Raw genomic sequence first — 23,826 nt, 5'->3', positions numbered from 1 at the left:
TCGTTTTTATGATGAAAATCAAACTCTTGAATTTAGGTAGTATTAAAGAGGCAGAAGTGGATCTTCGGCCTCTAACCGTTATTATTGGCCCGAATAATTCTAATAAAACTTATATCGCCTACTCGATTTATGGGTTATGGATTAATCAGCTTGACGGCTTTTATTTTTCTAGTGAAATTTTAGAAAAAATAGAATTTACAAATCAAGCCGATCATTGGTCTTTAAAAATAGACCGACATTTTTATGATGTTATATCCGAAATTGTTCAAAAGTCCGCATCTGAATTTAGCGGGATAAAACTACAATCTTTTTTCCAAGATTCTAGCGGCAAGATTTTTGAAAAAACGAAATTCAGTATCGAAATTTCCGAAGATGATATTAAAACAGCTATAGAAAAAGTTTTAGCGGATACAATTGAATATCGCGGGTCATTAGCTTCACTTGGAATCAAGAAAATCGAGCGAAGCGAGAACAATAATGAGATTTTATTTTATCAAGAAAAGGAAGATAAAATTAATAATTATAAAGACATAGTTTTTCTTAATTTTGTTGCTGCTGTTGTAAAATTTTCATTTTCCGACGCACTTCCTTTACCCGCCGAAAGAAACGCTTTTATAAATACCTATAAAATGCTGGGCAATAGAAGATATAAGCTACTTAAAGGGAATCAGAGAGAGCTATTGACACAAGGACGTATTAATAGACGTATTAATCGAGATAGACAGTTAGAGTTACTGAAAGAACAGGGAGATATTCGCTATCCTCAACCAGTAGAGGATTTTTTAGATTTTTTAACTGACATAGAACTAGAAAATAAGCCCGATCCCATTGCCAAAAACAAAAATGATTTTCAAAAATTAGCTGATCAAATTGAAAAGTATATTCAAAATAACAATAAAACAATCTTTAAAAAGACTAAAATTGGAGGCAGAGAAATTAAAGTTTCGGTAAAAAGAAGTTTAGAGATCGATCTTTATAATGCTTCCTCGTCTATTAAACAATTAGCCCCGCTTTTACTCTATTTGCGCTATCGAGCAAAATCGGGGGATTTTCTGGTGATCGATGAGCCTGAAATGAACTTACATCCAGAATCTCAGGTAAAATTGTTAGAATCTTTAGCGATTTTAGTAAATTTAGGAGTTAGAATTTTATTGACGACTCATAGCCCCTATTTGATGGCTCATCTTAACAATATCGTTAATGGTAATCACCAAAATCCAGAACTTTTAGCCGAACAAGCTAAATTGCTTTATCTGCAAGATAGCCGAGCTTTTCTTAAAATGGAACAGGTTAGCGCCTATGAAATGAAAAATAATCAATTACTTTCTTTACACGACCCTGAATACGGTATTCGTTGGGATACTCTCAGCGATGTATCAGTTGATATTCAACAAAAGTTTTTTGCAATTTATGAAGCAGGACAACAAAACCAAGAAACCGAAGAAGAATGTTCCTCAGAAGAAGAATAAACTCGATTGGCAGAAATTTAACTTTTTAGAAAATTTGCTTATTTTCTGTACCGTACCCGATCGGATCGCTCCACCCGAAAGCGGTGTCAGCTTTCGGATTACCAAGCCAGAAAAAGATTCCGTTTGTATTTTATTTAAAACTGATCGTCGGGAGGATCCTCTTGTTAGAAATCAAAAGCAGAAAAGACCTGATTATTTATCTCTTTTTATTCAGAATGACTTACTTCTGCTGACGATTATCGAGATGAAGGGAACTAATAAAAATTCCACGAGTACAGGTATCGAACAAATTACAACTTTTAGAGATATTTTAAAACAAGAAATTGCCGATCATGTCACCAGTAAACTCAAATATAAATTACAAGCTATCCTATTAACTCCCTATAATGCCGATATTCCTCGAAAGGCGATCGAAGAGGAAGCGGAGAAAGGATTTATTATTTTACCTATCCCGTATAATTTTAAAGCGGAGCTTTATCCTTATGTTTCCAAGACTCACAGGAAAGCGGATTTAAGCAAAATAGGCAAAATAAAGCATAGTCACGACGAGCAACATAAAGAATCCGATTGTTTGTTAATCGAAAAATTGTTGGCTAGACAAGCATCGGACAAACGTAAACAGGATAACTATTATTCATGTAAATTCACTCCCGCCAAAGATAGACAAGGCATCTATATAGATTATCAGGTGTCGAGCGATCAAGACTGGATCACCCTATTAACCGATCCGCAGGGAAAGAAAGTTCAATTGGCTTACTGTAGTGATGATTCTCAAAGTTCAATCGATCAAATTCAGGAAGAGATTAAAAATTTAAACATATATGGAATGGTAGAGATGGTAAGTCGCCTAATCAATAGTTAGTATAAAAAAAAGGTTAATTGCTTTTTATTCTCTTTGATAACAGGGTGAAAATTACTGCTTTTCATCTTAATTCGCTTCCCTTCAATAGTGGATATTATAGTGGTAAGTTGAGAAAGCCAAATGCTGACATTTTCATCATCTTGCCAATTAATTAATTGACTCACCAGAACTGGAGAATGAGTGTTCACTATTACTTGGCGTAAAGGCATTTCAGTATCTTCAAAATCGACAGTTAGCTCTTTTAATAATCTTGCCATTGCTTCAATACGAAAAGGATGAATGCCATTTTCTGGCTCTTCAAAACACAGTAATCCTGTGTGTTGTCGGTCGTATTGCAGGACACATAATGTTAATAAACGTAGGGTTCCTTCGGAAAGCACTCTTGAAGAAAACTCCCGACCATCATCACCTTTTACCTTGATAATAAATTGTCGATTTGCTTTGTCGTCATAAACATTAACTTCTGTAAGATTCGGTAGCAGATTATTGAGATCACGGGAAATTGCTGTGAGGGTATATTCATCATCTTGTTTAATGCGAAATAAAGCAGCGGCTAAATTCTTTCCGGTTGCTGTTATTGTATCTCTGATGCCCATATCTTGACGAGTAGGTTCTCGCAAATCTTCGGGATTAAGCTGCATAAACTTCCAACTCAGCATTTCTTGTTTGGCGGCTAATATATGTCTAAAATCTATGGTATTAATGCTGCTTAAAACAGTTTGTGATGCGTTTTTTGCGGGAAATACTTTTTTATTCCCTTGTTGACCATCTTGATGTACAACAATGGTAGCAATACCATTAATATCTTCAGTCTTAATATAAGGAATGGCTCTCCTACCCGTTACTTTTGGTCGCCAAGTTTCCAATACTGTCTTGGGAATATAATTTTTTACCCAATTATCTTCATTGTGCTTTAAATTTTCTAAACGTTCATCAACAATATACAAGTTTTCAAAGCCACTTATATTAGACTCTCGTTTAATTTTTAATTGATAGCGTAATCTTGTATATTTAAGATCGACTTCCCCACCCCAATTATCTTTTACCTTGCGATTGACTAACATTTCAACTATAAATTCCATTTCCGTGGCGTAGTCGTCCTCATCATATTGGGTAAAAAGTTCGCTAGGATGTCCTCGCTGCTCGCTAAAAGCCGTCTTCAGATCCACTTCTGCCAGCCGCGCCAACAATTGCAAAGCATCAAATAAATTACTCTTACCAGAAGCATTAACCCCAGCAACTACAGTAAGCGGCGTGAATACCATTTCAAAATTATGAAAGGATTTAAAGCCATGAATTTTAATATAAGTAATCATAGTTTTAGGCGATAAGTAATATTAAAACATCAGCGCAATATTTAACCATACTGGAAAATCTTCTCAACTTTCGCCTGATACTGTCCTACTATAATCTAGACATTGGTTTACAGAGGTAGGGCGGTTACGCCGATTTTGTCGGGTGCGTTACCTGCCGCAAAGGGAACGCACCTTACCGATCGATTCCTGAGAGTATAGGGTCTTAGTTTAACAAAGCCCATGCACAACAGCTTATCTGGCTGACGGCCGACGGCTGACGACCGGCGGCTAAAAATTAACATTGCAAGAAAACTTAACAATTGGCCAAGAAACTCGATCGAGTAGGTAGAATAGCAAGTAAACCATTTTGTAAACTCCAACCGATTAATTAACCAGAATAGAGATAACCCAGAACGCCTGTGATAGATAAAAGACGCACTACTCGCGATCTCCCCCAAATTAACGAAAGAATCCGCTTTCCCGAAATCCGCGTTATCGATAGCGACGGCTCTCAACTAGGAATTATTACTCCTGCCGAAGCTTTACGCGTGGCCGAAGAAAAGGAACTTGATCTCGTCCTCGTCAGTGAAACGGCAAATCCTCCCGTTTGCCGGATTATGGACTATGGCAAATACAAGTTTGAACAGGAGAAAAAAGCCCGCGAAGCCAAGAAAAAACAGCATACAGCCGATATAAAAGAAGTTAAAATGCGCTATAAAATCGATGAGCATGACTACAACGTGCGAGTCAACCAAGCGCAACGTTTTTTAAAAGCGGGAGATAAGGTAAAAGCGACGATTACCTTCCGAGGCCGGGAAATTCAACACTCTAACCTAGCGGAAGAATTACTGGCGCGCATGGCCAAAGACTTACAGGATGTGGCTGAGGTACAGCAAGCACCAAAAAAAGAAGGTCGTAACATGATGATGATGTTATCGCCGAAAAAATAACTAACTAATCCGGAAAAAAGGGGCTAAGACCCCTTTTTTGTTTTTCAGAAATCCCCAAAGGAAACCAATCATCTAAAACAAATGTATTATCCAGATTTTGACTCGGTTCGCCGAATCGCCACCACTGCCGGCCGGGGAGGTTGATTAACTTGACCACTAGGCCAATTCGACCCTAGGGGTACTTGTCGTATTTGTTCAAATTCCTGCCCATTAGTGGTTTTAAGGGCAAATTTGCGGTTTTCAAAGGCCAAATCCCGACGAATTCCCCCCGCTTCCCCCGGATGTTGTACTGCCAGAAATAACGTCTCTTGGTCGGGAGTAAAGTACAATCCCGTTAATTCCGCATCCATGGGAGCGATAGCAAAAGGATAGGGATGCTCTTGACCCTTGGCAAACACCCAAGCGCTATTATTGCCAAAAATACCCAATAAATCCCGTTGACTAACCGGGACCCCTTGGGGATAACGAGTTTTCATCTCTCGATTTAACCCACCCGTGGAAATATCGCTAACCATCCAGAGATTTCCCTGTTTATCGAAAGCGAGGTTATCGGGATTAGAAAAACCCTCACCTTTCTCTGTCGGTTCCCCTCCATAAGCGACCACATCCCAACGAAAACTTAAGGAAGCAGCATCGTTATTATCTTCCCTTAAGCTGATAATCCAACCAAATTCGTAGGGTATTTCGCCATTTGGCCCCTTAAATATTTCCTTATCGGCTCCTCCCTCCGCTTCACTGGGACTACCAGAGGTAAAGGTCATATATAAAGTGCCATTCTCGTCCACTTCCGTATCTTCCGGGCGACCAGTACAAGTGACCCCAACGGCGTTAGCTGCAAAATGAGCATCGATGAGAATTGCCCCCTGTTTTTCCGTCCTATTACCTTCATACAGGTCTGCGAGGGTCTTATATTTAGCTTTGTAGGCTAGAATCTCCTCATCGTCCTTAAATAGCAGTAATTTAGTATCATTGACCGTTCTTTCGGGATTCGGCAAGGCTACCACCCCATCCCCGCGACTAGCGGCAATTTGACTCGGTAGGACGGGATTTATCTCCGTGTCGGGATTTAAGGGTATCCAATAACCGGTTTTATCGGGGTTGAATTTGGCCCCGTAGAGCATTCCTTTTTCTAGGAGTTTTGAGTTATTTTTCTGCTTAATATCGCTAATTTTGCCCTCGGAAACGAATTTATAGACATGACCGCCTCTGCGATCGCATCCTGAATAAACCGCCAAGGGTTGCCCCGTCCGAGCGAGAAAAGCGACCGCTTCATGGCGAAAACGCCCTAACCAAGTGTGTTTTGTGCCGTAATCATCGGGATTGGCCGGATCCACCTCCACCATCCAACCGTATTTATTTCCCGCTAACCCAAAGACGTTACCCCGGCCATCCACTTCCCCACTATTGAGAATAAAGGGGGTAGTATCGGGATGCAAAGAGGAACCATCTTTTAACACTACCTCCGTCACTTGGTCTTGAAAGTTTTCCTCGGCACTAAATACGGTCCCCCAGGGAGTTGTTCCCCCGGCGCAATTTTGAAATGTTCCGATAATTTTTGCCCCTAATCCGTCATCGTAGCCAAGTTTATCGGTTTTGGTAAAAATTGCTACAGCAGGACCGGTCGCTTTCAGGTAGTGACCGTCCTTTAGTCCAGAAATACCGGTAATGCGGCGATCGGCTTTACTATAGGTACGTTGCCATTTTCCCGTTTGATCTTTAGCCAGGGAAATTACGCCAATTCCCTGATCAATTAAGCCTTCTAGGGATATTTCCTCGATTTTTGCCTTTAAGCTGGCATCTTGCAGGCGATAGGCGGCAATTTCACCCTTTTCATTCGTTTTTTCCCGTACTTCCTTGACGGGTAGGGTTTTACCAATCACTTGTTCAAAGGTTTGTAGCCAAGTACGACCACTGATATATTCAAAATTAACGGTTAGATAACCTTGACCCGCACTGGTTTCGATAAAAGATAGATAATCATTGTTATAACCGAAACGGGAATCACCCACTGCATCCCCCCACTGGGCCAGCACATCATAGGTGAATCCTTGCGGAAGAACGAGATCATCTAGGACTTTATAGGTTTGATAGGCATTTTTTTGGCTTTCATCGCTCATACCGTCAATTTTTAAGGGAATCGGCAGTTTGACTGGGACAAAGTTGAAGCCGAAATTATTAGCAGCGATCGCAGGACTGCTAATCAGAGAGGAATATTTTTTCTCTTGCAGACTGAAAAAAGAGACACCAGCAGTGGCAGTTAAAAAGGTGAGGAAATTACGGCGAGAAATACTCATATTTTCATTAATAAAGTCAAAACTGATGTTCAGACCTTGATTAGGTTAAATTTTATTACGGATACTTGACATAGGGATTATACAGTATCCAAGTTATGACTAAGTTAACAGCCAGTTAAAAAGCTCTCCTGCAAAAATAAAAAATCTTCCGTTAGGTGAGGAGATTCGGAGACAGGAGGAGAAAAAAGAGGTAAGAAAATCCCATCCCTCCCTCGGACATTAGATCAAAGTTTATTTCTTGCTTTAGTTGCTGCCGAACATTGATTTTAAGATCATCTCGGTAAATTCCCTCATCGGAACCAAGCAACTGGGAGAAATGTTATTTTCTCAGGCAAATCTGAGAGGATTATGTAGAAATATCTATAGCGTTTCCCAATCTCATGAGGTACACCAAAATCTTAACTCCTGACTCCTGACTCCTCAAAACCTAAGACTCTGTACCTCACAACTATGGGAATTGCTATATATTACATTTCACCCATCGGTATGCTTTACCGAAATACTGGTTAGATGAAAAACAAGCAAGACAAGCTTTATTAAAACGCGGTGAAACAGTAAACAGTGATCAGTAAACAGTGATCAGTAAACAGTAAACAGTTGTAAGCTGATAGCTAGATTGTCAGTTAACAGAAATCGATGCAAAGTTCACTGAAAAGGATCATCATCGGTGCGAGTTTTTTTCTCGCTACGGTAGTCGGAGCAACTATCGGTTATATGGCCTACGGTTGGAGCTTTCTCGATGCCGTTTATATGGTGATTATCACCATATTTGGGGTAGGTTTCGGGGAAGTTAAACCGATTAACACTCCCAGTCTGAGAGCTTTTACCATGTTAGTTATCGTCTGTGGGACCACCTCGGCCGTTTATGTGGTGGGAGGTTTTTTTCAGATGCTCACCGAGGGAGAAATTAACAAAGCTTTTAGCGATCGCCAGATGAATAAAGAGATGGAATCCCTAGAAAATCACGTCATAATCTGCGGTTTTGGGCGTATAGGACGCATTCTAACGACTAAATTGGCAAAAACAGCCCAATCCTTTATTATCGTCGATAATAACCCCGATCGCATTGGATTAGCTCAGGAAAAAGGCTACTTAACTCTTAATGGTAACGCCACCGATGAAAGTATTCTCCAGAAAGCCGGTATCGACAAAGCGCGAGTTTTAGCGACGGTGTTACCCGATGATGCCTTAAATGTCTTTATCACTTTAACCGCAAGGGAACTCAGTCCGCAACTATACATTATCGCTAGGGGAGAATATCCCAGCACCGAGAAAAAATTAAAACTAGCCGGGGCCGATCAAGTGGTCTTACCTGCTACCATTGGAGCAGAGAGAATGGCCCATTTAATCACCCATCCGGCCGCAATCGATTTTTTACAGGAAGATGAAGGTAGGCGCAATCTCAACGAATTATTAGCCGATATCGACCTGCAATTTGAAGAATACTCAATTTTAAGCGATTCGCCTTTTTTGGGACAACCCATCAGTCAGATGGAAGTGCGGGGACAGGGTGCTTTTATTATCGTTGCTGTCCGTCAATTTGATGGTCGTGTCATCACCCATCCCGACCATTCCACCATTCTACAGCAAGGCGATACGGTCATTTTATTAGGTCATCGGGGCGATGTTCCCAATTTTGCCCGTCGTTATGCTCTGCGTCGAGAAATGCGCTATCGTGGGTCTTCTTGGTAGGATATTTAACCAGAAAAAAGTTGAGATCTCTAATTCTTTGTGTGATAAGTTTAACTTATATAAGAGCGATCAATCTTTGTGTCCTCTGTGTCTCTGTGGTTCCTTCCGCTTGCTCGCCAGCAGGACTGTATCTTAGAATACATTTTACCCACCGAACCCAAGAGAGCCAAAAGTTGAGCTTTTCTGGAATTAATTTCGCCGCAGATGGAGATAAGACTAACTCACTAATTATCTCCAGAGACACCTATGAAATTAACCTATCGCGGCATTGCTTACGAGAAAAACCCCACTGCCACCGTTGTTTCCAGTCCGATGATTTTAGGCTATCGTGGTGTTCCCTATTTAAAAAACCTTGGTGTCGTTCAAACCATTCAGAAACAGGTAGCCTTTACCTATCGCGGTCAAGCCTATCATATCACTCAATCTTTAGCTTCTTTGCCCATGGAAAGACCCTCTTTAAGTTTTTAACTTCTAGTTCTTTTTTCAATCAATCTCTTTTAAAGATTGTCAATTAAGTAGCTGGTTATAATTAAATTAAAAATGGATTTTAGGTTTGATCCCCCCTGCCCCCCTTATCAAGGGGGGTGTCTGACAACTTTTAACACCTACCTACTTAATGATTTTATTAATTACCTTAAACGGGTTTTATCTCCCCTCTTGCTCCCTCGCTTCAAGGGGGATTTTTTTATTTGTTTTGCCAACAAGGAATAACTACCTAAGCAAAATTAATTACACATATTTTTCCCTTCCGCAGTTCCGCAGTTCCAGCGTTCCCCCTTTCCGGAGTCTGAATTTAATTTTGTCGAACTGCTGATAGTTATCAGTTTTTTGTAGAATAGGGAGATTGAGAAAACGAACATCTGCCCCTATGACAAGATTCCCTTTGACTGGTCGCTATTCTAGTTTATGCGTCTTGCTCACTTTATTCTGGTTAAGCGGTCAATCTTTACCGGTGCGAGCAGAAAAAATCTATAATCCCGTCCCCCTCATCCTCAACAAAGAAATTAACGATACTCTCACCGACAAAGATATTCCCACGGGGGAGGGAGGGTTTGCTAGGGATTATACCGTGGATTTGGACAAGGATGATCAGGTGGCCATCGATCTCAAATCGGAAAACTTTGATGGAGTTTTAATTCTCCTGGCTGACGATGGTTCCACTGTAGCGGAAAATGATGATGGTCCCGATGGTGGCACTAATGCTCTCCTCTTTGCACGGATTACCGAGTCGGGTAAATATATTATTCGGGTGAGAGCTTTCGGAGAAACCGGTGGGGGAAAATTTACCCTGAAATTAACCCGTTTACGGGCTGTGGAGGGCAAAAATTAGCTAATTATTGTCAAAAAAACCAAGAATAGAGCCTCTGTCCACTCTACCACCGCACCGTAGGTATCGCCGGTGTGACCGCGAAGACGACGATATAACCAGTAACCAGTAAGCAGAGCGAGGGCGATTCCAGCACTAATGGCGATTATTCCCCACCTTAGACCACCAAATAGGGCGATTAACCCCCAAATTACTCCCCCACAGTCCCAAGGCAGACAAAAAGCCACTTTATGAAAGGCTCCCTTACCGGTGGGTTTGAGGTAGGGATAAAGAGCGATCGCCATTACTTGCCCCCAACGTCCCCAAATTGGTGCTAAAATTAGAGCTAAGGCTCGATTATCGCTTAAATCGGTCAAAGCGGCGATTTTTAGCAGCAAAACCATAGTCACGGCCATGACTCCAAAGGCCCCGGTAACACTATCGGCCATAACCGCTAAACGACGCTGGGGGTCGGTGACAGCTAAACCATCGGCCGTGTCACTAACTCCATCAAGGTGTAGTCCTCCCGTTAGATAAACCCAAACCCCCACAAGGACAACCGCACGAGTCAGGGGTGGCATTCCCAGACCAGCTAGAGTTATATCGAGCAAAACCAAAATTAAACCCAAAAATAAGCCCACTAAGGCAATCCATCGGGCAATTCTGCCAAAATCCGGCCAGGCAATCGGAACCGGAATAATCGTGTAAAAAGCGATCGCACCTAAAAATGAGCGAATTTCTTGACAAATGAAGTTAAATATGGTAGTCAATCCCCCCAAAATTAGATTCCGGTATGGCAGCTTTTCTCATAAAGATGAAGTATAACTTAATTTTGTATCAGCCACCCTGTGGGATTTTCAAAACATCTGAGAACGCCTATAATGATTTAATTCGGCATAACACGGTTACTTGTAATTTTATAGGAAAAGTTCTTGCGATTGCTCTATAGGAGAGGAATATACGGAAAGATTTTTTTTAAAATGTGTATTTGGCGTGAGATACGGAAAGTTTCCGTATATTATGTAGTTAGATCGCCTAATCTTTAAAACTTCTATCTTCCTCAAGCAAAATGTCAAATGAATCAAAAATCCCATGGCCAATTTGGGCTGCTGTTATGCTGGCTTGCGCGTTTATTGCTACTTACGCCTCTCGTCCCCAAACCGACGATCAAAGAGTTGAATATCTGCAAAAAGAAATTCGCAGTCTAAAAGAACAATTAAATCGTCAGCAACCGACTTATTCTCCAAGTGTTTCTGAACCATCGCCATCACCTACAGCAATACCTACATCAACTCCTACTATTACTACTGAACCAACTCCAAATTTATCAAATCCAAAATGGGACCATAGTGTTTTTAATTCTAGTTCTGTAGGAGATTATGCAGCATTTTCGTATAAAATGATTGAAGAACCTGCATTTAATCAACAGAATCAACAAGTAGAGTGGATTGTTGAATTTTCAAGTCCTCCAGAAGCAGAACGAAGCCCAGCAGCGAGAGAAGCTTACTTAAGACTTGAATTATTGCAGCATGGCTTTAGGGCTGAATTTATAGATAGTTCTGGTGTGTTTTTAGGAGCGAAAAACCTTGATAAAGAAGGTCAAGGAGGCAACAGAACACGATATACTTTGAGAGTTCCCAATAGTATTTGGGAAAAATGGTCAGAAGTAGCTATGGTAAAAGTTGTCAGAGACTGGTGAGACTGTTTATATATAGTGCGATTGCCAATTTTATAGCGATCGCCGATCTTGTAGGGTGGGTTAATGAAATGTAACGGTGCGATTCGTTTCTAGGGGAATAAATAGCCTAGAGTGCTGATAAAACAGATCGCCGTAGGGTGCGTTCCCTAAAGTGGCTCTTACTGCTCCAGTGATCGATTTTTGGGGAACGCACCATGCAGATTGATTGCAGCTGTGGGTTTAAGTGTGATGGCGAAGGCAGTGCGTAGCAGTACGCTGATCTTGTCGGTTGGGTTGACGGCTGTTACCCAACACCCTCAAAACCAAGATTAAATAAGGTAGGATAGAGAGCGAAAAGATATTCTAGGTTGCCGTGAATGGAAGCGTCTATATTGAAACAAGTATTGTTGGGCATTTAACCGCCAGACCCACTGACAATCTGATCGTTGCTGCTAATATCAAGATCACCCAGGATTGGTGGAACGAACATAGTAGCTCATTTACGCTTTACGCATCAGAGATCGTTGAAGATGAGGCAGCTAAGGGAGATCCGATAATCGCCGCTCAACGGTTAAACTTGTTACAATCCCTAATGCTTCTCGAACTTACGGAAGATGCGTTTGAACTTTCGCAAGCGTTTCTGACTCAAAGCAATCTGCCCCTAAAGGCATCTAACGACGCTTTACATATGGCATTAGCAACCGTCTATAACTTAGATTATTTGCTAACATGGAACTGCAAGCACATGGCAAATGCCCAAATTCACCACCAGCTGGCTCAGATTAGTTCTGATCTCGGATATATATTGCCAGTTATTTGCACTCCTTATGAGCTTATTGGATATAACCTAGAGGTTTAGTCATGTATAAAAATGAAATTCTCGATGAAATTCACAAGTATAGAGAAGAATACGCTCAATCGTTTCAATATGACTTAAGAGCTATTTTTAATGACTTAAAGCAGAAGCAACTGGCTCATAAAGATAGATTAGTTAGGTTGCCAATTAAGCGAGCGTCTAACAAATCACTGCACCCGACCGCCGGCTAAAGCATTCAATGGAACCGCTAAATCTATAGTGCGATGCCGAAGGCACTGCGTAGCAGTACGCTATCTCCCTAGGGTGCGTTCCCTAATGTGGCTCCTACTGCTCCAGCGATCGATTTTTGGGGAACGCACCATGCACATTGATTGCATCTGTGGGTTTAAGTGCGATGGCGCACCTTAAAATTAGCGAATTTCTTGACAAATGAAGTTAAATATGGTAGTAAATCCCAGCCAAATTCGCTCCCGGTATGGCAGCCTTTCTCATAAAGATGAGGTATAACCTAATTTTGTATCGGCCACCCTGTGGGATTTTCAAAACATGAGAACGCCTATAATAATTCGGCATAACACGGTTACTTGTAATGTTATAGGGAAAGTTTCAGAATATACGGAAATATTTCTTAAAAAATGTGTATTTGGCGTGATATGTGGAAAGTTTACATATAATATATAGTTATGCAGTTTTATTTTGTTAGATTCCTTAACTAGAAAGACTGTTAGTCTTAATATAATACTAGGTCGAGGTCTATTTAATATGAAGACAGAAGTTGTTGTTGCGTTGATTGCTGGAACACTAGCACTTGCAGGCTCAATACTGACCTTTTACTTAACTAAAATCAGAGAAGACAATACTAAGAGACTTGAACATACAATTGAGCATTATAGAAGCCAGATTGAAGAATTCTATGGACTACTCTTCAATCTCGTGAATCAAATTGATACGTTATATTATGTCAAAGAAGATATTGTTAATCCTGCCTCTGGGGTTCATGATCCACTAAGTGAAGAGCAAAAGAAGGAAATTGAGTCCTTTTTTAAGAATGAATATTTCTGTGATCTTCATAAAGAAATAGTCAGAATTTTGCGAACCAAGCTTTATCTAGTTGAAGGGGCGGAAATGCCTGCTAGTTTTTCCAATTATCTTCGTCATGCCACTCAAGAACAAGCTCAATTTAGATTGTGGAAGGAAAACAATATAGATACCAAGCATATTGTTGGAGAACCTTTTCCTGACCAGTTCATTAATGACATTAAATTTGATCTGCGAAATGCGATGCAAAGATATAATCAAACTAGGCAGATTTATAAGAGAAATATATTTGGTATTTCATTCATAAAATTGCCTTATTCAAAATCGAATTTGGAAAAGCATAACAACGCCCATGCACACCGAGCGCCGCAGCCGTAGGGTGCGTTCCCTAATGTGGCTCCTACTGCTCCACCGATCAATTTTGGGGAACGCACCATGCACATTGATTGAAGCTGTGGGTTTAGGCGTTGTCAAATTGAAAGATGCTCGGCGTTGCTGACTTTGGGTATGAATCATTGCATCTACATTTTTTAAAACTCAGGCTCAAACTGACTTTTTGATATATGCAAAATTAGCATTCATACCTTGATTAAGCAACGCCGGGGTTTTTTCGTTGAGTTGGCTGGCTCTTATCTTCGGTCGGCCTTTGAGCTTTTTCTGTTCTCTGAGTTGGGCTTCCAGTTGGGTGGTTCGTTACGAGGTTTTGTCAGCTATCTACTTCTTGGCGGAGGGCTTTCTCAATTTTCCTTTGGCTCTCTGTGGCAATCCTCCTATCTGTGTTAAACCAGATTTTCTCCCTCATAGCAACCCCTACACGACCTTGATTTTTGTTCGCGACAGCTTCCAGCAGTTATTGAGAGGTTACATCAGTGGGAAGTGGGAAGTAGGGAACACAGAGCAAAAAGCTGACGGCTGACAGCTGATAGCTCTTTATTGCTAACCGGACTGACGATGATCTATTCTGTATCCTAGCCTGACTCGCCAATCCCCACCGCCAAAAAAGAATAATGTACTGCGATTACCTGGTTCAAATCCTCACCGCACGCGTCTACGATGTCGCCCAAGAAACCCCCTTGGAACTTGCCCCCAATCTCTCCCAACGTTTGCACAATCAGCTTTTACTCAAGCGCGAGGATATGCAGTCGGTTTTCTCCTTTAAACTGCGCGGCGCATACAACAAAATGGCGCATTTGTCAAGGGATTTGTTACAAAAAGGTGTAATTGCTGCTTCGGCGGGAAATCATGCCCAGGGAGTCGCTTTGGGGGCGCGGCAATTGGGAACCCAAGCGATTATCGTTATGCCTGTCACCACTCCGCAAGTCAAAATCGACGCGGTAAAAGCCCGGGGCGGGATTGTCGTCCTGCACGGTGACACCTACGATGATGCCTACACCTACGCGCGGCAGTTAGAACAGGAAAAAGGCTTAACTTTTATCCATCCCTTCGATGACCCGGAGGTAATCGCCGGCCAGGGTACGATCGGTATGGAAATTTTACGACAATATCAGCAACCGATCGAGGCGATTTTTGTCGCTATTGGTGGCGGTGGCTTAATATCAGGTATTGCAGCCTATGTCAAGCGTTTACGTCCAGAAATTAAAATTATCGGGGTGGAACCTGTGGACTCAGACGCGATGAATCAATCCCTAAAAGCCGGTTATCGGGTGCGTTTGTCTCAAGTGGGATTATTTGCCGATGGGGTAGCGGTGCGCGAGGTGGGAGAGGAGACTTTTCGTCTCTGTCAGCAGTATGTGGATGAGATTATCCTCGTGGATACGGATGATATTTGTGCCGCGATTAAGGATGTTTTTCAAGATACACGCTCGATTTTAGAACCTGCGGGGGCGTTAGCGGTAGCAGGAGCGAAAGCTTATGTAGAAAGAGAAGGAATTGAGGATAAAACCCTCGTTGCTGTGGCTTGTGGGGCGAATATGAACTTTGATCGTCTGCGGTTTGTGGCGGAAAGGGCAGAATTAGGGGAACGGCGCGAGGCGTTGTATGCTGTGACTATTCCCGAACAACCGGGCAGTTTACGGCGTTTTTGCGAATGTGTCGGCAAACGCAATTTAACCGAATTTAGTTATCGCATTGCCGATGAAAAAGAAGCACATATTTTTGTCGGCGCCCAGATCGAAAATCGCACCGATGCCAAGAAATTAGCCGAGAGTTTTGAAGCTTGTGGCTTTAAAACCCTCGATATTAGCGATGATGAATTGACTAAATTGCATCTGCGCCACATGGTGGGAGGGCGATCGCATTTAGCCGACCATGAATTATTTTATCGCTTCGAGTTTCCCGAACGACCGGGGGCTTTAATGAAATTTGTCGCCTCCATGAGTCCCCACTGGAATATCAGCGTTTTCCATTATCGCAATAACGGGGCCGATTACGGGCGCATCGTCGTGGGCATACAGGTCCCCCCCGATGAAATGAATCAATGGCAAGCTTTTCTCGATACTCTCGGCTATCGCTATTGGGATGAAAGTCAAAATCGGGCCTATCAGTTGTTTTTAGGTTAAAGTTGGCTGAATAAATCTAAAAACCTTGTTGGATAAGGCTTTTAGACTTTTTTCCCCTCAAAAAGTGCTGACCATTGGAGTGATCGGGGGTAAAATTCAGGCACTTTTTCCCTGAAAATTAGGTAACTGACTACCCCAAAATCGGTAAAACCCTACACCCTACACCCCACACCCCACACCCCACACCCCACACCCTGCCCCCACCAACAAACTTTTTCAGCAAACCCTAGGTTAAATCGCCATTTTCAGGAAGTTATCAGCATATGAATCAAGATTTTCCCCATATTTCCGTTTTGAGTCAAGAATTAATCGCCGGCTTAAATATTCAACCCGGGGGGCATTATCTCGATCTTACCCTAGGGGGTGGTGGACACAGCCGCTTGCTTTTAGAAGCCCATCCCGAAACCACAGTAACCGCCATCGATCGCGATCAAAGCGCCCTAGAAGCCGCTAAAATTAGTCTCGCCCCCTATCTAGATAGCCGTTTAACCCTCTGGTGGGGGAACTTCGCCGATTATAATGGACAAAATAGCAGTTTTGATGGCATTATCGCCGATTTAGGAGTCAGTTCTCCCCAATTCGATCAGAGCGAGCGCGGCTTTAGTTTTCGCCACACGGCAGCCTTAGATATGCGGATGGATCGCTGTCAATCCCTGACGGCAGCCGATATTATCAACCATTGGCACGAAAAAGAATTAGCAGATCTTTTTTATCAATACGGAGAAGAACGTTTATCTCGTCCTATTGCTCGCTCGATCGTCCAAAAACGTCCTTTTACTACCACTACAGAATTAGCGGCTGTCATCGCTAGTTCTGTACCCGCTAGTTACCGTTATGGACGTATTCATCCGGCAACGCGGGTTTTTCAAGCCCTACGCATCGCTGTTAATCAAGAATTAGATTCTCTCCAACAATTGTTAGATCAAGCCCCCCACTGGCTAAAATCCGGGGGAATTATCGCTATGATCAGTTTTCATAGTCTAGAAGATCGTCTGATCAAGTATGGCTTTCGCGAAGATAATTCCTTGAAAATTATCACGAAAAAGCCGATTATTCCCAGTCGAGAAGAACAAGCTAAAAACCCTCGTTCTCGTTCGGCTAAACTAAGAATAGCCCAAAAGATCGAATCAGAGGTTATCCTATAGCAGTTATCTTAATGGTGAGGTACAAACTATCTGGTTTTAGGGAGTCGTTATCTTGATGAGAAAGGCTATCAACTATTTTTTACACGAAGGAGAAATAATCGATCGAGAATTGAATTATGCTTTTGACTTGCCAAGGTTGTTTATTTTGTGTTTAAATCTGTCGTATTTGAAAGCTAAATATCGCTGACTGAACAACCATCTTTTTTCAAATTGACTTAAAGCAGACCATTGGTCGTAGGTGGGAAAAGCCACATCTTTAAAAAAAGATATCCATTGATTTAAAGTGGTTTCAATTGTGTGTTCTTTCGCCCTCTTATAACCGTTTTCAACCATTTTTTGATAAAGTTCTGGAGAACTTTTCAGACGACGAACTGCTTGAATTGTTTCCTCTAGAGAGTGAATAATAATAAAATCTAACTCCGTCTTTCTTTCTGCTAAAAAGCCTAACTCTGGAGTCAAAAGGGCAGGAACACCGGCGTGCCAAGCATTAATTAGCTTAATAGAACCTTTATTAGGATAATTTCGAGAATCAAAACTACGCGCGGCTACAATCACATCTAGATTAGTATAATTGTTCCATTGAAATTTATCCCAAATCGGCATCCAATGGCAATTGAGAGTATCCAAAGACTCTCGCCATGCTTCCGACCTTAATTCCGGTGCCAACTGACCCCTGTTGCCAATGTAAGAAATATTCTCCACTAGGGTGTTCCGTTCCCTATCTCTGGGAATTAACCCGGGCATCGGCCAATGACTAATTAGATGGGGGTTCCAAATAGAGTCTTTAGTCTTCTCCCAAGTATACGGATTATAAACAATGTGTAGGTGAGCCGAAGGGTGATATTCTTTGTCGCTTTGGACACAAATTAACATGACCTTATCCAAGAAGGGATAGTCATTATCTAGGGTGTCTCGGTCGGCGATTAAAATTCCTTGCTCTGGGATTTCTCTGGCTATTTCACAGGGAAAGCCAGCTTGTTTAAGATGAAAGTAGGTTTGGGCTATCCAAGCCGTAAAATTGCTAGGATCGCCTGTCCATAGAGTCTGGTCTTCCCTGATATTTTTTTGTCTGATTTCGTCAGGGGCGTAAAAATAGATTGTTCGCATTAATTATATAAGGCCAAAGCATTCTTTGTCCCATAGTTTAGCGCAAAAACGCTTTGCCGTCAATTGTAGCTCAAGAGGTCAGCAATTCTGATTATGGAAACCAGCCAGCCAAACCCCTAGTCTAAAGAAATATATTCGATCGCCTCCTAGGGTGGATAATTAGGAAACAATCCCTTGACCTAGGGAAATAGTACCAGGCTTCGCTTTAAGTAATTGACCGACCACAGCAATAATCGGTGTTTGCACCCCATCCATCGGCAAGAGAAGGTTTTTCATCAGTTGTGGTAAAGTAAAAACCAAGAAAAAAAGCCGGTATTTATTCTTGAAAATCACTGACTAAAATAACGCAGTCCCTTTACCAATCTTTCTACTGCCGTTAAAGCCGTTTCTGGAGATAAAGCACCGTAGGCAAGACGCAAATAACAGCCTTCTGTTATCCCAAAAGTTGAACCGGGTAACACCGCCACCCGCTGCTGCTCAATTAAACTTTTAACTAACTGAAAATCATTCTTGTCTGTGGTAATTTTCAGGAAGAAATAAAAAGCCCCTTCCGCAGTGGCAACATCACAGATATCCCTAATCGATTCTAGAGCATTCAGGCAAATTTCTCTAACTTTACTGATGGTTTTTAACTGTTCTAAAGGATAGCTTTTACCCACCTGTAACGCTCCCAGAGCCGCATATTGCGAAACCACCGGCGGACAGATTAAAATAGTATCCTGAATCTTATTAATCGCCTCAGATAAATGTTCTGGTACTACCATATAACCAATGCGCCAACTGGCAAAACCGTAGGCTTTTGAGAGACTAAATAAGGAAATAGTCCAGGATTCACTGCCAACAATTGCCCCCGGGGAAAAGTGACGGGCATGGTTATAGGTAAAATACTCATAAGCTTCATCATGAATGTGATAGATGCCCTTTTTTTGACAAATTTGATTGACTTCTCTTAGGGTATTTTCTGGATAAACTACTCCCGTGGGGTTATTAGGAGAAATCGTCACCACTGCCTTAGTTTTTTCCGTGATTGCCTCTTCAATGGCGGCTGGACGCAATTGATAATTTTTGTCTGTGGCGACCAAAATTACTTGACAATCAGCCATTTTTATGGCCATTTCATGATTGAAATAAAAGGGAGTGTTGAGAATAATTTCATCCTCCGGGGAAGTAATGGCTAAAATGGCATTCATAAAGGCCATATTACTGCCCGCCGTCACAAAAATTGCCTGTTTATCGCTGATTTCTACCCGATTATCTTCGGCTAGTTTTTCCCGAATTACTGCTAATAAGGGGGGAATTCCCGCCACAGATTGATATTGATGATTTTTGGGATTAGCTAAGAATAAAGATAGAGATTCGATCGCTTCCCGGGGTGGATAATAGGAAACAACCCCTTGACCTAGGGAAATAGTGCCGGGGTTCGCTTTAATTAATTGACCGACCACGGGAATGATCGGTGTTTGTACCCCGTCCATGCGGGAGAGAAGGTCTTTCATTAAAGTAATCAATGGAGCCGAGCAGAGTCGAACTGCTGTCCAAATTAGGTATTGACTGTCCGTTCATTCACAGGTTTAGTTTCGATTACCCTCGAAACGGGGACTGTCACTTATCCCGGACAGTGGGATGCTCTAGTTAAAGCTTAGACGGTTAACTAACTAGAGAAAGTTAAACGTGGCATCCGTTGGGGGTTTATCCATAGTCCTTAACGGAGTCAAACTATGAATGCTCGAGTCGATTAGAGACTATTAGGCAGCTACAGGAGCGGCTTTACGAGCGAAAGGAACGATGTTGTTCGCATTTACTTTTTGTTTGAGCCTTTGATTTACGAGAGGAGACTCACTCTCGACCTGTATCACGGGGGAGCTTTCGCTAACCTGTCGAAACCGTTACGGCCCCTTGTGCTTACATTCTGATTATAGCATATTTTTTGATTAAGCTAATTTCGGCTCAATTGAGGATTTTTCCCTTCCCAGGCGTTAGAGCCGGGCTAGATCGGTAAAAAAGGTTTTTATCGCTGATTTTTGGGAAAGTTATCCTATATTTGCGATCCAGCTGCCATGGTTGATGCCGAAGTTGCCTCAACTCTGAACATTTTATGAAGATGCCCTGGCGTGGACGAGAGTGTAATTAATCCGTAAAGCTTCTACACGGGCGAAATGTTGAATATTACCCGTAACCAGTTCTAGATTAGATTGAATCGCCGTGGATGCGATCTGTAAATCGGCATGGGCGAGAATATTTCCCTGTTGTTCTAGTTGCGCTTGAATTTCTCCGTAAATTTTCGCTGTCAAGCGATCGAATGGCAGGATCGTGAATTCGGGGATAATTCTCGTTTCGATTTTTTCCAGAAAATCATTGCGCTTGGGGGAACGGAACGCACCTTTATATAGTTCGGCGATCGTGATACTGCTAGTATATTGATTTTCTCGATCTAGCGATCGTAACCATTGCAGATAGTCCAGTAGCGGGCGCTTGCGTAACATCTCTGAAATAGCATCGGTATCAAAGAGATAAGCCATCAGGTTCTCTCGTCCAAGATATTATCCAGTTCTTCGGCTAATTCTTCGGAATCTTCCCAATTTTCGCTTAAATTCGCTAACCCTCCCCTCTGACGAGCGCTTCTCAGTCGTTGCAATTGTCGGATATCTTCGTAACTCACTAGGGCAGCCACGGGTTTGCCGTAGCGGGTGATGACAACGTAGCCCTCTTGGAGAGCAAGATCGATCGATTCGGAAAGACGCGCTTTCACTTCGGCTGTCGAGAGGATTTTTGTCATTGATCTTAAGTTGGACATCTTGACCATAATAATTCTAGTATATCGATTTCCACTCATACCAGAGTCGATTCAAGGTTGATGCGCGATCGGCGGCGTTGTCAAGTTTGAAGATGATCGCGTATCGGAGCAGCATTGAAAACGCTTTGAGAGCAGGGCTTTCCTTGTGTCGCCATTCATTCTTCAAATTCTGTCTGATCTTCTCACTTACCCTCCCGACCACCGGCTCCTAACCCCACCAACAAACTTATTCAGCAAGTCCTAATTATTGATTGCCTCGGTTTGAATGGCCACCTATCAACAATCTATCTCCATACCACAATTTAGCCATTTTGTCAAAAAAAATTTGACTTTGCAACAAAACTACACAAAAATTAGATCAACGTTGTTCGGGAAAAAAGGGAAAATTGGCGGAACTGTTTGGTTTTGCCCAAGGGAAAAGTCTAGATTTAGCAAGGGTTTTAAGACAACCCAGATCATTAAAACCCTAAAAATTACAATAAGAGGCATCATAGCATAATGCAAAATTATACCAGAATCGCTGGAAGTATTGTAACCTCGTAAATAAATAAAAATTATTCTCAATAAATTCTTAAGTAAAAATAAATATTACCGATTGTAAATTTAAATATTTTTAAGCATTGAAGCTATTTACATATAAAATACTTATCATTTTGCCCTGATTGCCTCTGACTGGAAAGAGGGTGTAGGGTGTGGGGTGTGGGGTGTGGGGAAAGAAACCTCTTTCATCTGTGGGGGTGAAAATTTTTTCATCGGGACTGACTTGAAAGAGGCGGTCGGCAGGGGGCAGGAGGGAAAAGTACCGTTTTGGGGAGTCAGTCGTCGATACCAAACTAGGCTACACTCTATAGGAGAAACCCGATGACTAACTTGATTATTTCGCAAAAATATGGCTAAAAAGCTCGATTTTGTTATTCCCGCCGTCGGTGGAGTCACAGGAGCCAATTTATCTGCTTGTCTGGGAAATATTGGCTTAGTCGGCGGATTTGGCGGTATAAGCGTCGGTTTAGTGGGAATGACGGGGATTGGCATCCTGACAAGTTCGGCAATTTATGCCAGTCTGCAAGGACTAGAAACAAACGATCACAATGTCGGGTTAGCTTTGGGAATAGGAAGCCTTGGCGGAATCGGTATCTACTCTACCTTTGGGGGTGTGGGAGTCGCAGTTAAAGGTACAGCTTTCGGTGTTGGTGTCGGTTCTATGGCAATCGCTGGCGGCCTAGTCGGGTTAGGAATCTACGGAGTGATGAAAATGTTATCTCCCACCTACTTCGACAATAATTTTTATAGCAATCTAGAATTTTTTGATCGCATTACTAGAGAGTACGAAGAAGCTTTATTTTGGCAAGAAGTTACGGGAAAATATAAAAATCTAGAGGCAGAACTACAGGGACTGTTAGAAGAAGTATCTATTCAGGAAAATCAACAGTTATATTCTACAGAAATTACTATTCCAGAGCGTTTATCTTGGCAGTGTTTCCAAACTCTTAAAGGTCATCAGGCAAATATTGGGGCGATCGATGTTAGTCCTGATGGTAAAATTATCGCTAGTGCGGGAGAAGATCAAACCATAAAACTTTGGCAGCGAGAAACGGGTAAATTAATTTATGCCTTTGTGGGAGTTAATGAACCGATCCAAACTCTGGCTATAAGTCCTAACAGTAAATCGATCATTGTTGGTGGATTGGATGGCAGAATTAGTCAGTGGCAATTAGACACTAAGCAGTATAAAAGTAGTTTTTTCGCTCGTGTAAATGCTCCCGATAGCCACGATGGTGTCATTTTACAATTAGCTTTTGCTGCCAATGAAAGATTTATTGTTAGTGCTAGTAATGACAAAACTCTGCGAATCTGGGGTTATCATACAGGAGAATTAAAGCGAACTTTAATCGGTCATGAGGAGGCAGTTAATACCTGTGCTATTAGTCCCGATAGCCAAATTATTGCTAGTGGTAGTGATGATAAAACTATTAAATTATGGCGATTTGATCATAGTTATGCTTATCAAACTTTTAGCGGTGACAGGGCAGCCGTTAACAGTTTAGCTTTTAGTAATGATGGTCAATATCTAATTAGTGGCGGTAGTGATAAAACGATTAAAATCTGGGATATAAAGACAGGAGAAATTATTAAAAGTTGGCAGGCACACGAGCAGGCAATTATCAGTATTGCTATTAATCCTCATCGCCATCTAATTGCTAGTGCTTCCCGAACAGAAATTAAAATTTGGCAAGGACAAACAGGAGAATTAATTAAAGTTTTACGGGGAACTGCTCCCTTAAAATTTAGTCCTGACGGTCAATTTTTAATTACATGTAGTTATGGAGATAAGGTAAAAATATGGTCAGAAATGTTAGGAGAATTAGAAATATTTCCCCCAGATTCCGAGGATTGGTGGGAAGTTTTAGAAGTTTCTAAGAATGCCAGTTTTTCAGAAGTTAAACAAAGATATTATCAGCTTGCTCGTCAGTATCACCCCGATCACAATTCCTCTGCCATAGCGATTAAAATTATGCAAAAAATTAATCGAGCTTACGAGCGGTTTTTATTTTCCATCTCGCAACAGTAAAATTGTGAGCCTAGGGTCAAGTATTTAACTATCTTTCGATTCTGCCTTACTTATGGTGATATATAATTAAATTGAAGATAAATCCCCCCTTGATCCCCCCTTAATTCCCCCTTGATAAGGGGGGTGCCGATCCCCCCTTAATCCCTAGGGCTGTTTCATTTAAATTAAGTACAGCTGATTTTGAGTCAATAAATTTGACCGAAGATTCTCAAGTTTATCTTGTTCTAACCAAAAGAGTTAGTCACAATAACTAATCTTTAATCCTCTGCCAAATTTATTATGAATAAATTG

The 23,826-nt window shown here is 41.7% G+C and carries 24 protein-coding genes and 1 other RNA gene; 15 read left to right on the top strand and 10 right to left on the bottom strand.

What is annotated here, in order from left to right; translation table 11 throughout:
• The first annotated feature begins 8 nt into the window (after positions 1 to 8).
• Complete coding sequence (locus PX482_RS06430; protein ID WP_008206637.1) at positions 9 to 1,469, top strand: AAA family ATPase; 1,461 nt, start codon at positions 9 to 11, stop codon at positions 1,467 to 1,469.
• Positions 1,411 to 2,331, top strand: coding sequence for a hypothetical protein (locus tag PX482_RS06425; RefSeq protein WP_288122211.1), 921 nt, complete (start codon positions 1,411 to 1,413; stop codon positions 2,329 to 2,331). Before PX482_RS06430 ends, PX482_RS06425 begins: the two co-directional genes overlap by 59 nt.
• On the opposite strand, the gene PX482_RS06420 is transcribed toward PX482_RS06425, so the two are convergent.
• Entirely contained in the window at positions 2,328 to 3,647 is a 1,320-nt protein-coding gene (locus tag PX482_RS06420; RefSeq protein ID WP_288093781.1) for an AAA family ATPase, read from the bottom strand. The two genes, PX482_RS06425 and PX482_RS06420, sit on opposite strands and share 4 nt — an antisense overlap.
• Positions 3,648 to 3,754: 107 nt before the next feature.
• Positions 3,755 to 3,928 carry a hypothetical protein gene (locus PX482_RS06415; RefSeq protein ID WP_288122210.1) on the bottom strand — a complete coding sequence of 58 codons (174 nt, stop codon included), beginning with the start codon at positions 3,926 to 3,928 and terminating at the stop codon, positions 3,755 to 3,757.
• 117 nt (positions 3,929 to 4,045) lie between these two features.
• Between PX482_RS06415 and infC the strand changes: the two genes are divergently transcribed.
• Positions 4,046 to 4,576: a translation initiation factor IF-3 gene (infC, locus tag PX482_RS06410; RefSeq protein ID WP_002757952.1), complete on the top strand. Its 531-nt coding sequence runs from the start codon at positions 4,046 to 4,048 to the stop codon at positions 4,574 to 4,576.
• An 86-nt stretch (positions 4,577 to 4,662) separates the two neighbouring features.
• On the opposite strand, the gene PX482_RS06405 is transcribed toward infC, so the two are convergent.
• Positions 4,663 to 6,870 (bottom strand): PhoX family protein, encoded by a 2,208-nt coding sequence (locus tag PX482_RS06405; protein WP_288122209.1) that lies wholly within the window; start codon positions 6,868 to 6,870, stop codon positions 4,663 to 4,665.
• A 636-nt stretch (positions 6,871 to 7,506) separates the two neighbouring features.
• Here PX482_RS06405 and PX482_RS06400 point away from each other — a divergent pair.
• From PX482_RS06400 to PX482_RS06390, 3 genes are all read left to right on the top strand, one after another.
• Positions 7,507 to 8,562 carry a potassium channel family protein gene (locus tag PX482_RS06400; RefSeq protein WP_288027600.1) on the top strand — a complete coding sequence of 352 codons (1,056 nt, stop codon included), beginning with the start codon at positions 7,507 to 7,509 and terminating at the stop codon, positions 8,560 to 8,562.
• A gap of 246 nt (positions 8,563 to 8,808) precedes the next feature.
• A complete protein-coding gene (locus PX482_RS06395) occupies positions 8,809 to 9,030 on the top strand; it encodes a DUF4278 domain-containing protein (protein WP_288094241.1) in 222 nt (73 codons plus the stop codon).
• A 400-nt stretch (positions 9,031 to 9,430) separates the two neighbouring features.
• Positions 9,431 to 9,892 carry a PPC domain-containing protein gene (locus PX482_RS06390; RefSeq protein ID WP_002786024.1) on the top strand — a complete coding sequence of 154 codons (462 nt, stop codon included), beginning with the start codon at positions 9,431 to 9,433 and terminating at the stop codon, positions 9,890 to 9,892.
• On the opposite strand, the gene cobS is transcribed toward PX482_RS06390, so the two are convergent.
• Positions 9,889 to 10,647: an adenosylcobinamide-GDP ribazoletransferase gene (cobS, locus tag PX482_RS06385; protein WP_288122208.1), complete on the bottom strand. Its 759-nt coding sequence runs from the start codon at positions 10,645 to 10,647 to the stop codon at positions 9,889 to 9,891. The genes PX482_RS06390 and cobS overlap by 4 nt on opposite strands.
• A 290-nt stretch (positions 10,648 to 10,937) precedes the next feature.
• On the opposite strand from cobS, the gene PX482_RS06380 reads away from it, so the two are divergent.
• The 7 genes from PX482_RS06380 (at position 10,938) to rsmH (ending at position 17,065) form a co-directional block, all read left to right on the top strand.
• Positions 10,938 to 11,567, top strand: a complete 630-nt coding sequence (locus tag PX482_RS06380) for a hypothetical protein (RefSeq protein WP_288095678.1) — start codon at positions 10,938 to 10,940, stop codon at positions 11,565 to 11,567.
• A 352-nt stretch (positions 11,568 to 11,919) separates the two neighbouring features.
• Entirely contained in the window at positions 11,920 to 12,405 is a 486-nt protein-coding gene (locus PX482_RS06375; RefSeq protein ID WP_288027594.1) for a type II toxin-antitoxin system VapC family toxin, read from the top strand.
• A gap of 2 nt (positions 12,406 to 12,407) precedes the next feature.
• Positions 12,408 to 12,593, top strand: a complete 186-nt coding sequence (locus tag PX482_RS06370; protein ID WP_002757942.1) for a hypothetical protein — start codon at positions 12,408 to 12,410, stop codon at positions 12,591 to 12,593.
• A gap of 532 nt (positions 12,594 to 13,125) precedes the next feature.
• Positions 13,126 to 13,779, top strand: a complete 654-nt coding sequence (locus PX482_RS06365; RefSeq protein ID WP_002757940.1) for a hypothetical protein — start codon at positions 13,126 to 13,128, stop codon at positions 13,777 to 13,779.
• A 235-nt stretch (positions 13,780 to 14,014) separates the two neighbouring features.
• Complete coding sequence (locus tag PX482_RS06360) at positions 14,015 to 14,317, top strand: hypothetical protein (RefSeq protein WP_002757939.1); 303 nt, start codon at positions 14,015 to 14,017, stop codon at positions 14,315 to 14,317.
• 91 nt (positions 14,318 to 14,408) lie between these two features.
• Positions 14,409 to 15,920, top strand: coding sequence for a threonine ammonia-lyase, biosynthetic (gene ilvA / locus PX482_RS06355; protein ID WP_288122207.1), 1,512 nt, complete (start codon positions 14,409 to 14,411; stop codon positions 15,918 to 15,920).
• 263 nt (positions 15,921 to 16,183) lie between these two features.
• Positions 16,184 to 17,065 carry a 16S rRNA (cytosine(1402)-N(4))-methyltransferase RsmH gene (gene rsmH, locus PX482_RS06350; protein ID WP_002757937.1) on the top strand — a complete coding sequence of 294 codons (882 nt, stop codon included), beginning with the start codon at positions 16,184 to 16,186 and terminating at the stop codon, positions 17,063 to 17,065.
• A 114-nt stretch (positions 17,066 to 17,179) separates the two neighbouring features.
• Here the strand turns inward: rsmH and PX482_RS06345 are convergent, their stop codons facing one another.
• From PX482_RS06345 to PX482_RS06325, 5 genes are all read right to left on the bottom strand, one after another.
• The gene (locus tag PX482_RS06345; protein WP_002757936.1) at positions 17,180 to 18,172 is read right to left on the bottom strand and encodes a glycosyltransferase; all 993 of its coding nucleotides are present in this window, start codon (positions 18,170 to 18,172) and stop codon (positions 17,180 to 17,182) included.
• A gap of 329 nt (positions 18,173 to 18,501) precedes the next feature.
• On the bottom strand, positions 18,502 to 19,668 hold the full coding sequence (locus PX482_RS06340; RefSeq protein WP_288122206.1) for a pyridoxal phosphate-dependent aminotransferase: 1,167 nt from the start codon (positions 19,666 to 19,668) through the stop codon (positions 18,502 to 18,504).
• A gap of 9 nt (positions 19,669 to 19,677) precedes the next feature.
• Positions 19,678 to 20,068: a transfer-messenger RNA gene (gene ssrA, locus PX482_RS06335) on the bottom strand.
• A 197-nt stretch (positions 20,069 to 20,265) separates the two neighbouring features.
• Positions 20,266 to 20,691 (bottom strand): type II toxin-antitoxin system VapC family toxin, encoded by a 426-nt coding sequence (locus tag PX482_RS06330; RefSeq protein ID WP_002757933.1) that lies wholly within the window; start codon positions 20,689 to 20,691, stop codon positions 20,266 to 20,268.
• Positions 20,691 to 20,948, bottom strand: coding sequence for a type II toxin-antitoxin system Phd/YefM family antitoxin (locus tag PX482_RS06325; protein ID WP_002757932.1), 258 nt, complete (start codon positions 20,946 to 20,948; stop codon positions 20,691 to 20,693). Before PX482_RS06325 ends, PX482_RS06330 begins: the two co-directional genes overlap by 1 nt.
• Before the next feature lie 283 nt (positions 20,949 to 21,231).
• On the opposite strand from PX482_RS06325, the gene PX482_RS06320 reads away from it, so the two are divergent.
• Entirely contained in the window at positions 21,232 to 21,465 is a 234-nt protein-coding gene (locus PX482_RS06320) for a hypothetical protein (RefSeq protein WP_288122205.1), read from the top strand.
• Positions 21,466 to 21,614: 149 nt separating this feature from the next.
• Here PX482_RS06320 and PX482_RS06315 read toward each other — a convergent pair whose 3' ends face one another.
• Complete coding sequence (locus tag PX482_RS06315; protein WP_221275422.1) at positions 21,615 to 21,851, bottom strand: hypothetical protein; 237 nt, start codon at positions 21,849 to 21,851, stop codon at positions 21,615 to 21,617.
• Between the two features lie 4 nt (positions 21,852 to 21,855).
• Between PX482_RS06315 and PX482_RS06310 the strand changes: the two genes are divergently transcribed.
• Positions 21,856 to 23,535, top strand: coding sequence for a WD40 domain-containing protein (locus PX482_RS06310; protein WP_002757930.1), 1,680 nt, complete (start codon positions 21,856 to 21,858; stop codon positions 23,533 to 23,535).
• Positions 23,536 to 23,826: the final 291 nt, after the last annotated feature.

It is taken from the genome of Microcystis sp. M53602_WE12 (genome assembly GCF_030065455.1).
In the GTDB taxonomy this organism is placed as follows: Bacteria; Cyanobacteriota; Cyanobacteriia; order Cyanobacteriales; family Microcystaceae; genus Microcystis; species Microcystis aeruginosa.
Note: the sequence above shows the minus strand (reverse complement) of the source record. Positions and strands in the feature narration are given on the sequence as shown.

Excerpts from the sequence above, each read along its gene's own strand:
- PX482_RS06390 (WP_002786024.1), top strand. The coding sequence starts at position 9,431 with ATGACAAGATTCCCTTTGACTGGTCGCTATTCTAGTTTATGCGTCTTG.
- PX482_RS06340 (WP_288122206.1), bottom strand. The coding sequence starts at position 19,668 with ATGAAAGACCTTCTCTCCCGCATGGACGGGGTACAAACACCGATCATT.
- PX482_RS06330 (WP_002757933.1), bottom strand. The coding sequence starts at position 20,691 with ATGGCTTATCTCTTTGATACCGATGCTATTTCAGAGATGTTACGCAAG.
- PX482_RS06380 (WP_288095678.1), top strand. The coding sequence starts at position 10,938 with ATGTCAAATGAATCAAAAATCCCATGGCCAATTTGGGCTGCTGTTATG.
- PX482_RS06425 (WP_288122211.1), top strand. The coding sequence starts at position 1,411 with ATGAAGCAGGACAACAAAACCAAGAAACCGAAGAAGAATGTTCCTCAG.
- PX482_RS06345 (WP_002757936.1), bottom strand. The coding sequence starts at position 18,172 with ATGCGAACAATCTATTTTTACGCCCCTGACGAAATCAGACAAAAAAAT.
- rsmH (WP_002757937.1), top strand. The coding sequence starts at position 16,184 with ATGAATCAAGATTTTCCCCATATTTCCGTTTTGAGTCAAGAATTAATC.
- PX482_RS06420 (WP_288093781.1), bottom strand. The coding sequence starts at position 3,647 with ATGATTACTTATATTAAAATTCATGGCTTTAAATCCTTTCATAATTTT.
- PX482_RS06325 (WP_002757932.1), bottom strand. The coding sequence starts at position 20,948 with ATGACAAAAATCCTCTCGACAGCCGAAGTGAAAGCGCGTCTTTCCGAA.
- PX482_RS06370 (WP_002757942.1), top strand. The coding sequence starts at position 12,408 with ATGTATAAAAATGAAATTCTCGATGAAATTCACAAGTATAGAGAAGAA.
- PX482_RS06310 (WP_002757930.1), top strand. The coding sequence starts at position 21,856 with ATGGCTAAAAAGCTCGATTTTGTTATTCCCGCCGTCGGTGGAGTCACA.
- PX482_RS06400 (WP_288027600.1), top strand. The coding sequence starts at position 7,507 with ATGCAAAGTTCACTGAAAAGGATCATCATCGGTGCGAGTTTTTTTCTC.
- PX482_RS06430 (WP_008206637.1), top strand. The coding sequence starts at position 9 with ATGATGAAAATCAAACTCTTGAATTTAGGTAGTATTAAAGAGGCAGAA.
- PX482_RS06395 (WP_288094241.1), top strand. The coding sequence starts at position 8,809 with ATGAAATTAACCTATCGCGGCATTGCTTACGAGAAAAACCCCACTGCC.
- PX482_RS06405 (WP_288122209.1), bottom strand. The coding sequence starts at position 6,870 with ATGAGTATTTCTCGCCGTAATTTCCTCACCTTTTTAACTGCCACTGCT.
- ilvA (WP_288122207.1), top strand. The coding sequence starts at position 14,409 with ATGTACTGCGATTACCTGGTTCAAATCCTCACCGCACGCGTCTACGAT.
- PX482_RS06365 (WP_002757940.1), top strand. The coding sequence starts at position 13,126 with ATGAAGACAGAAGTTGTTGTTGCGTTGATTGCTGGAACACTAGCACTT.
- PX482_RS06320 (WP_288122205.1), top strand. The coding sequence starts at position 21,232 with ATGGCCACCTATCAACAATCTATCTCCATACCACAATTTAGCCATTTT.
- PX482_RS06415 (WP_288122210.1), bottom strand. The coding sequence starts at position 3,928 with ATGTTAATTTTTAGCCGCCGGTCGTCAGCCGTCGGCCGTCAGCCAGAT.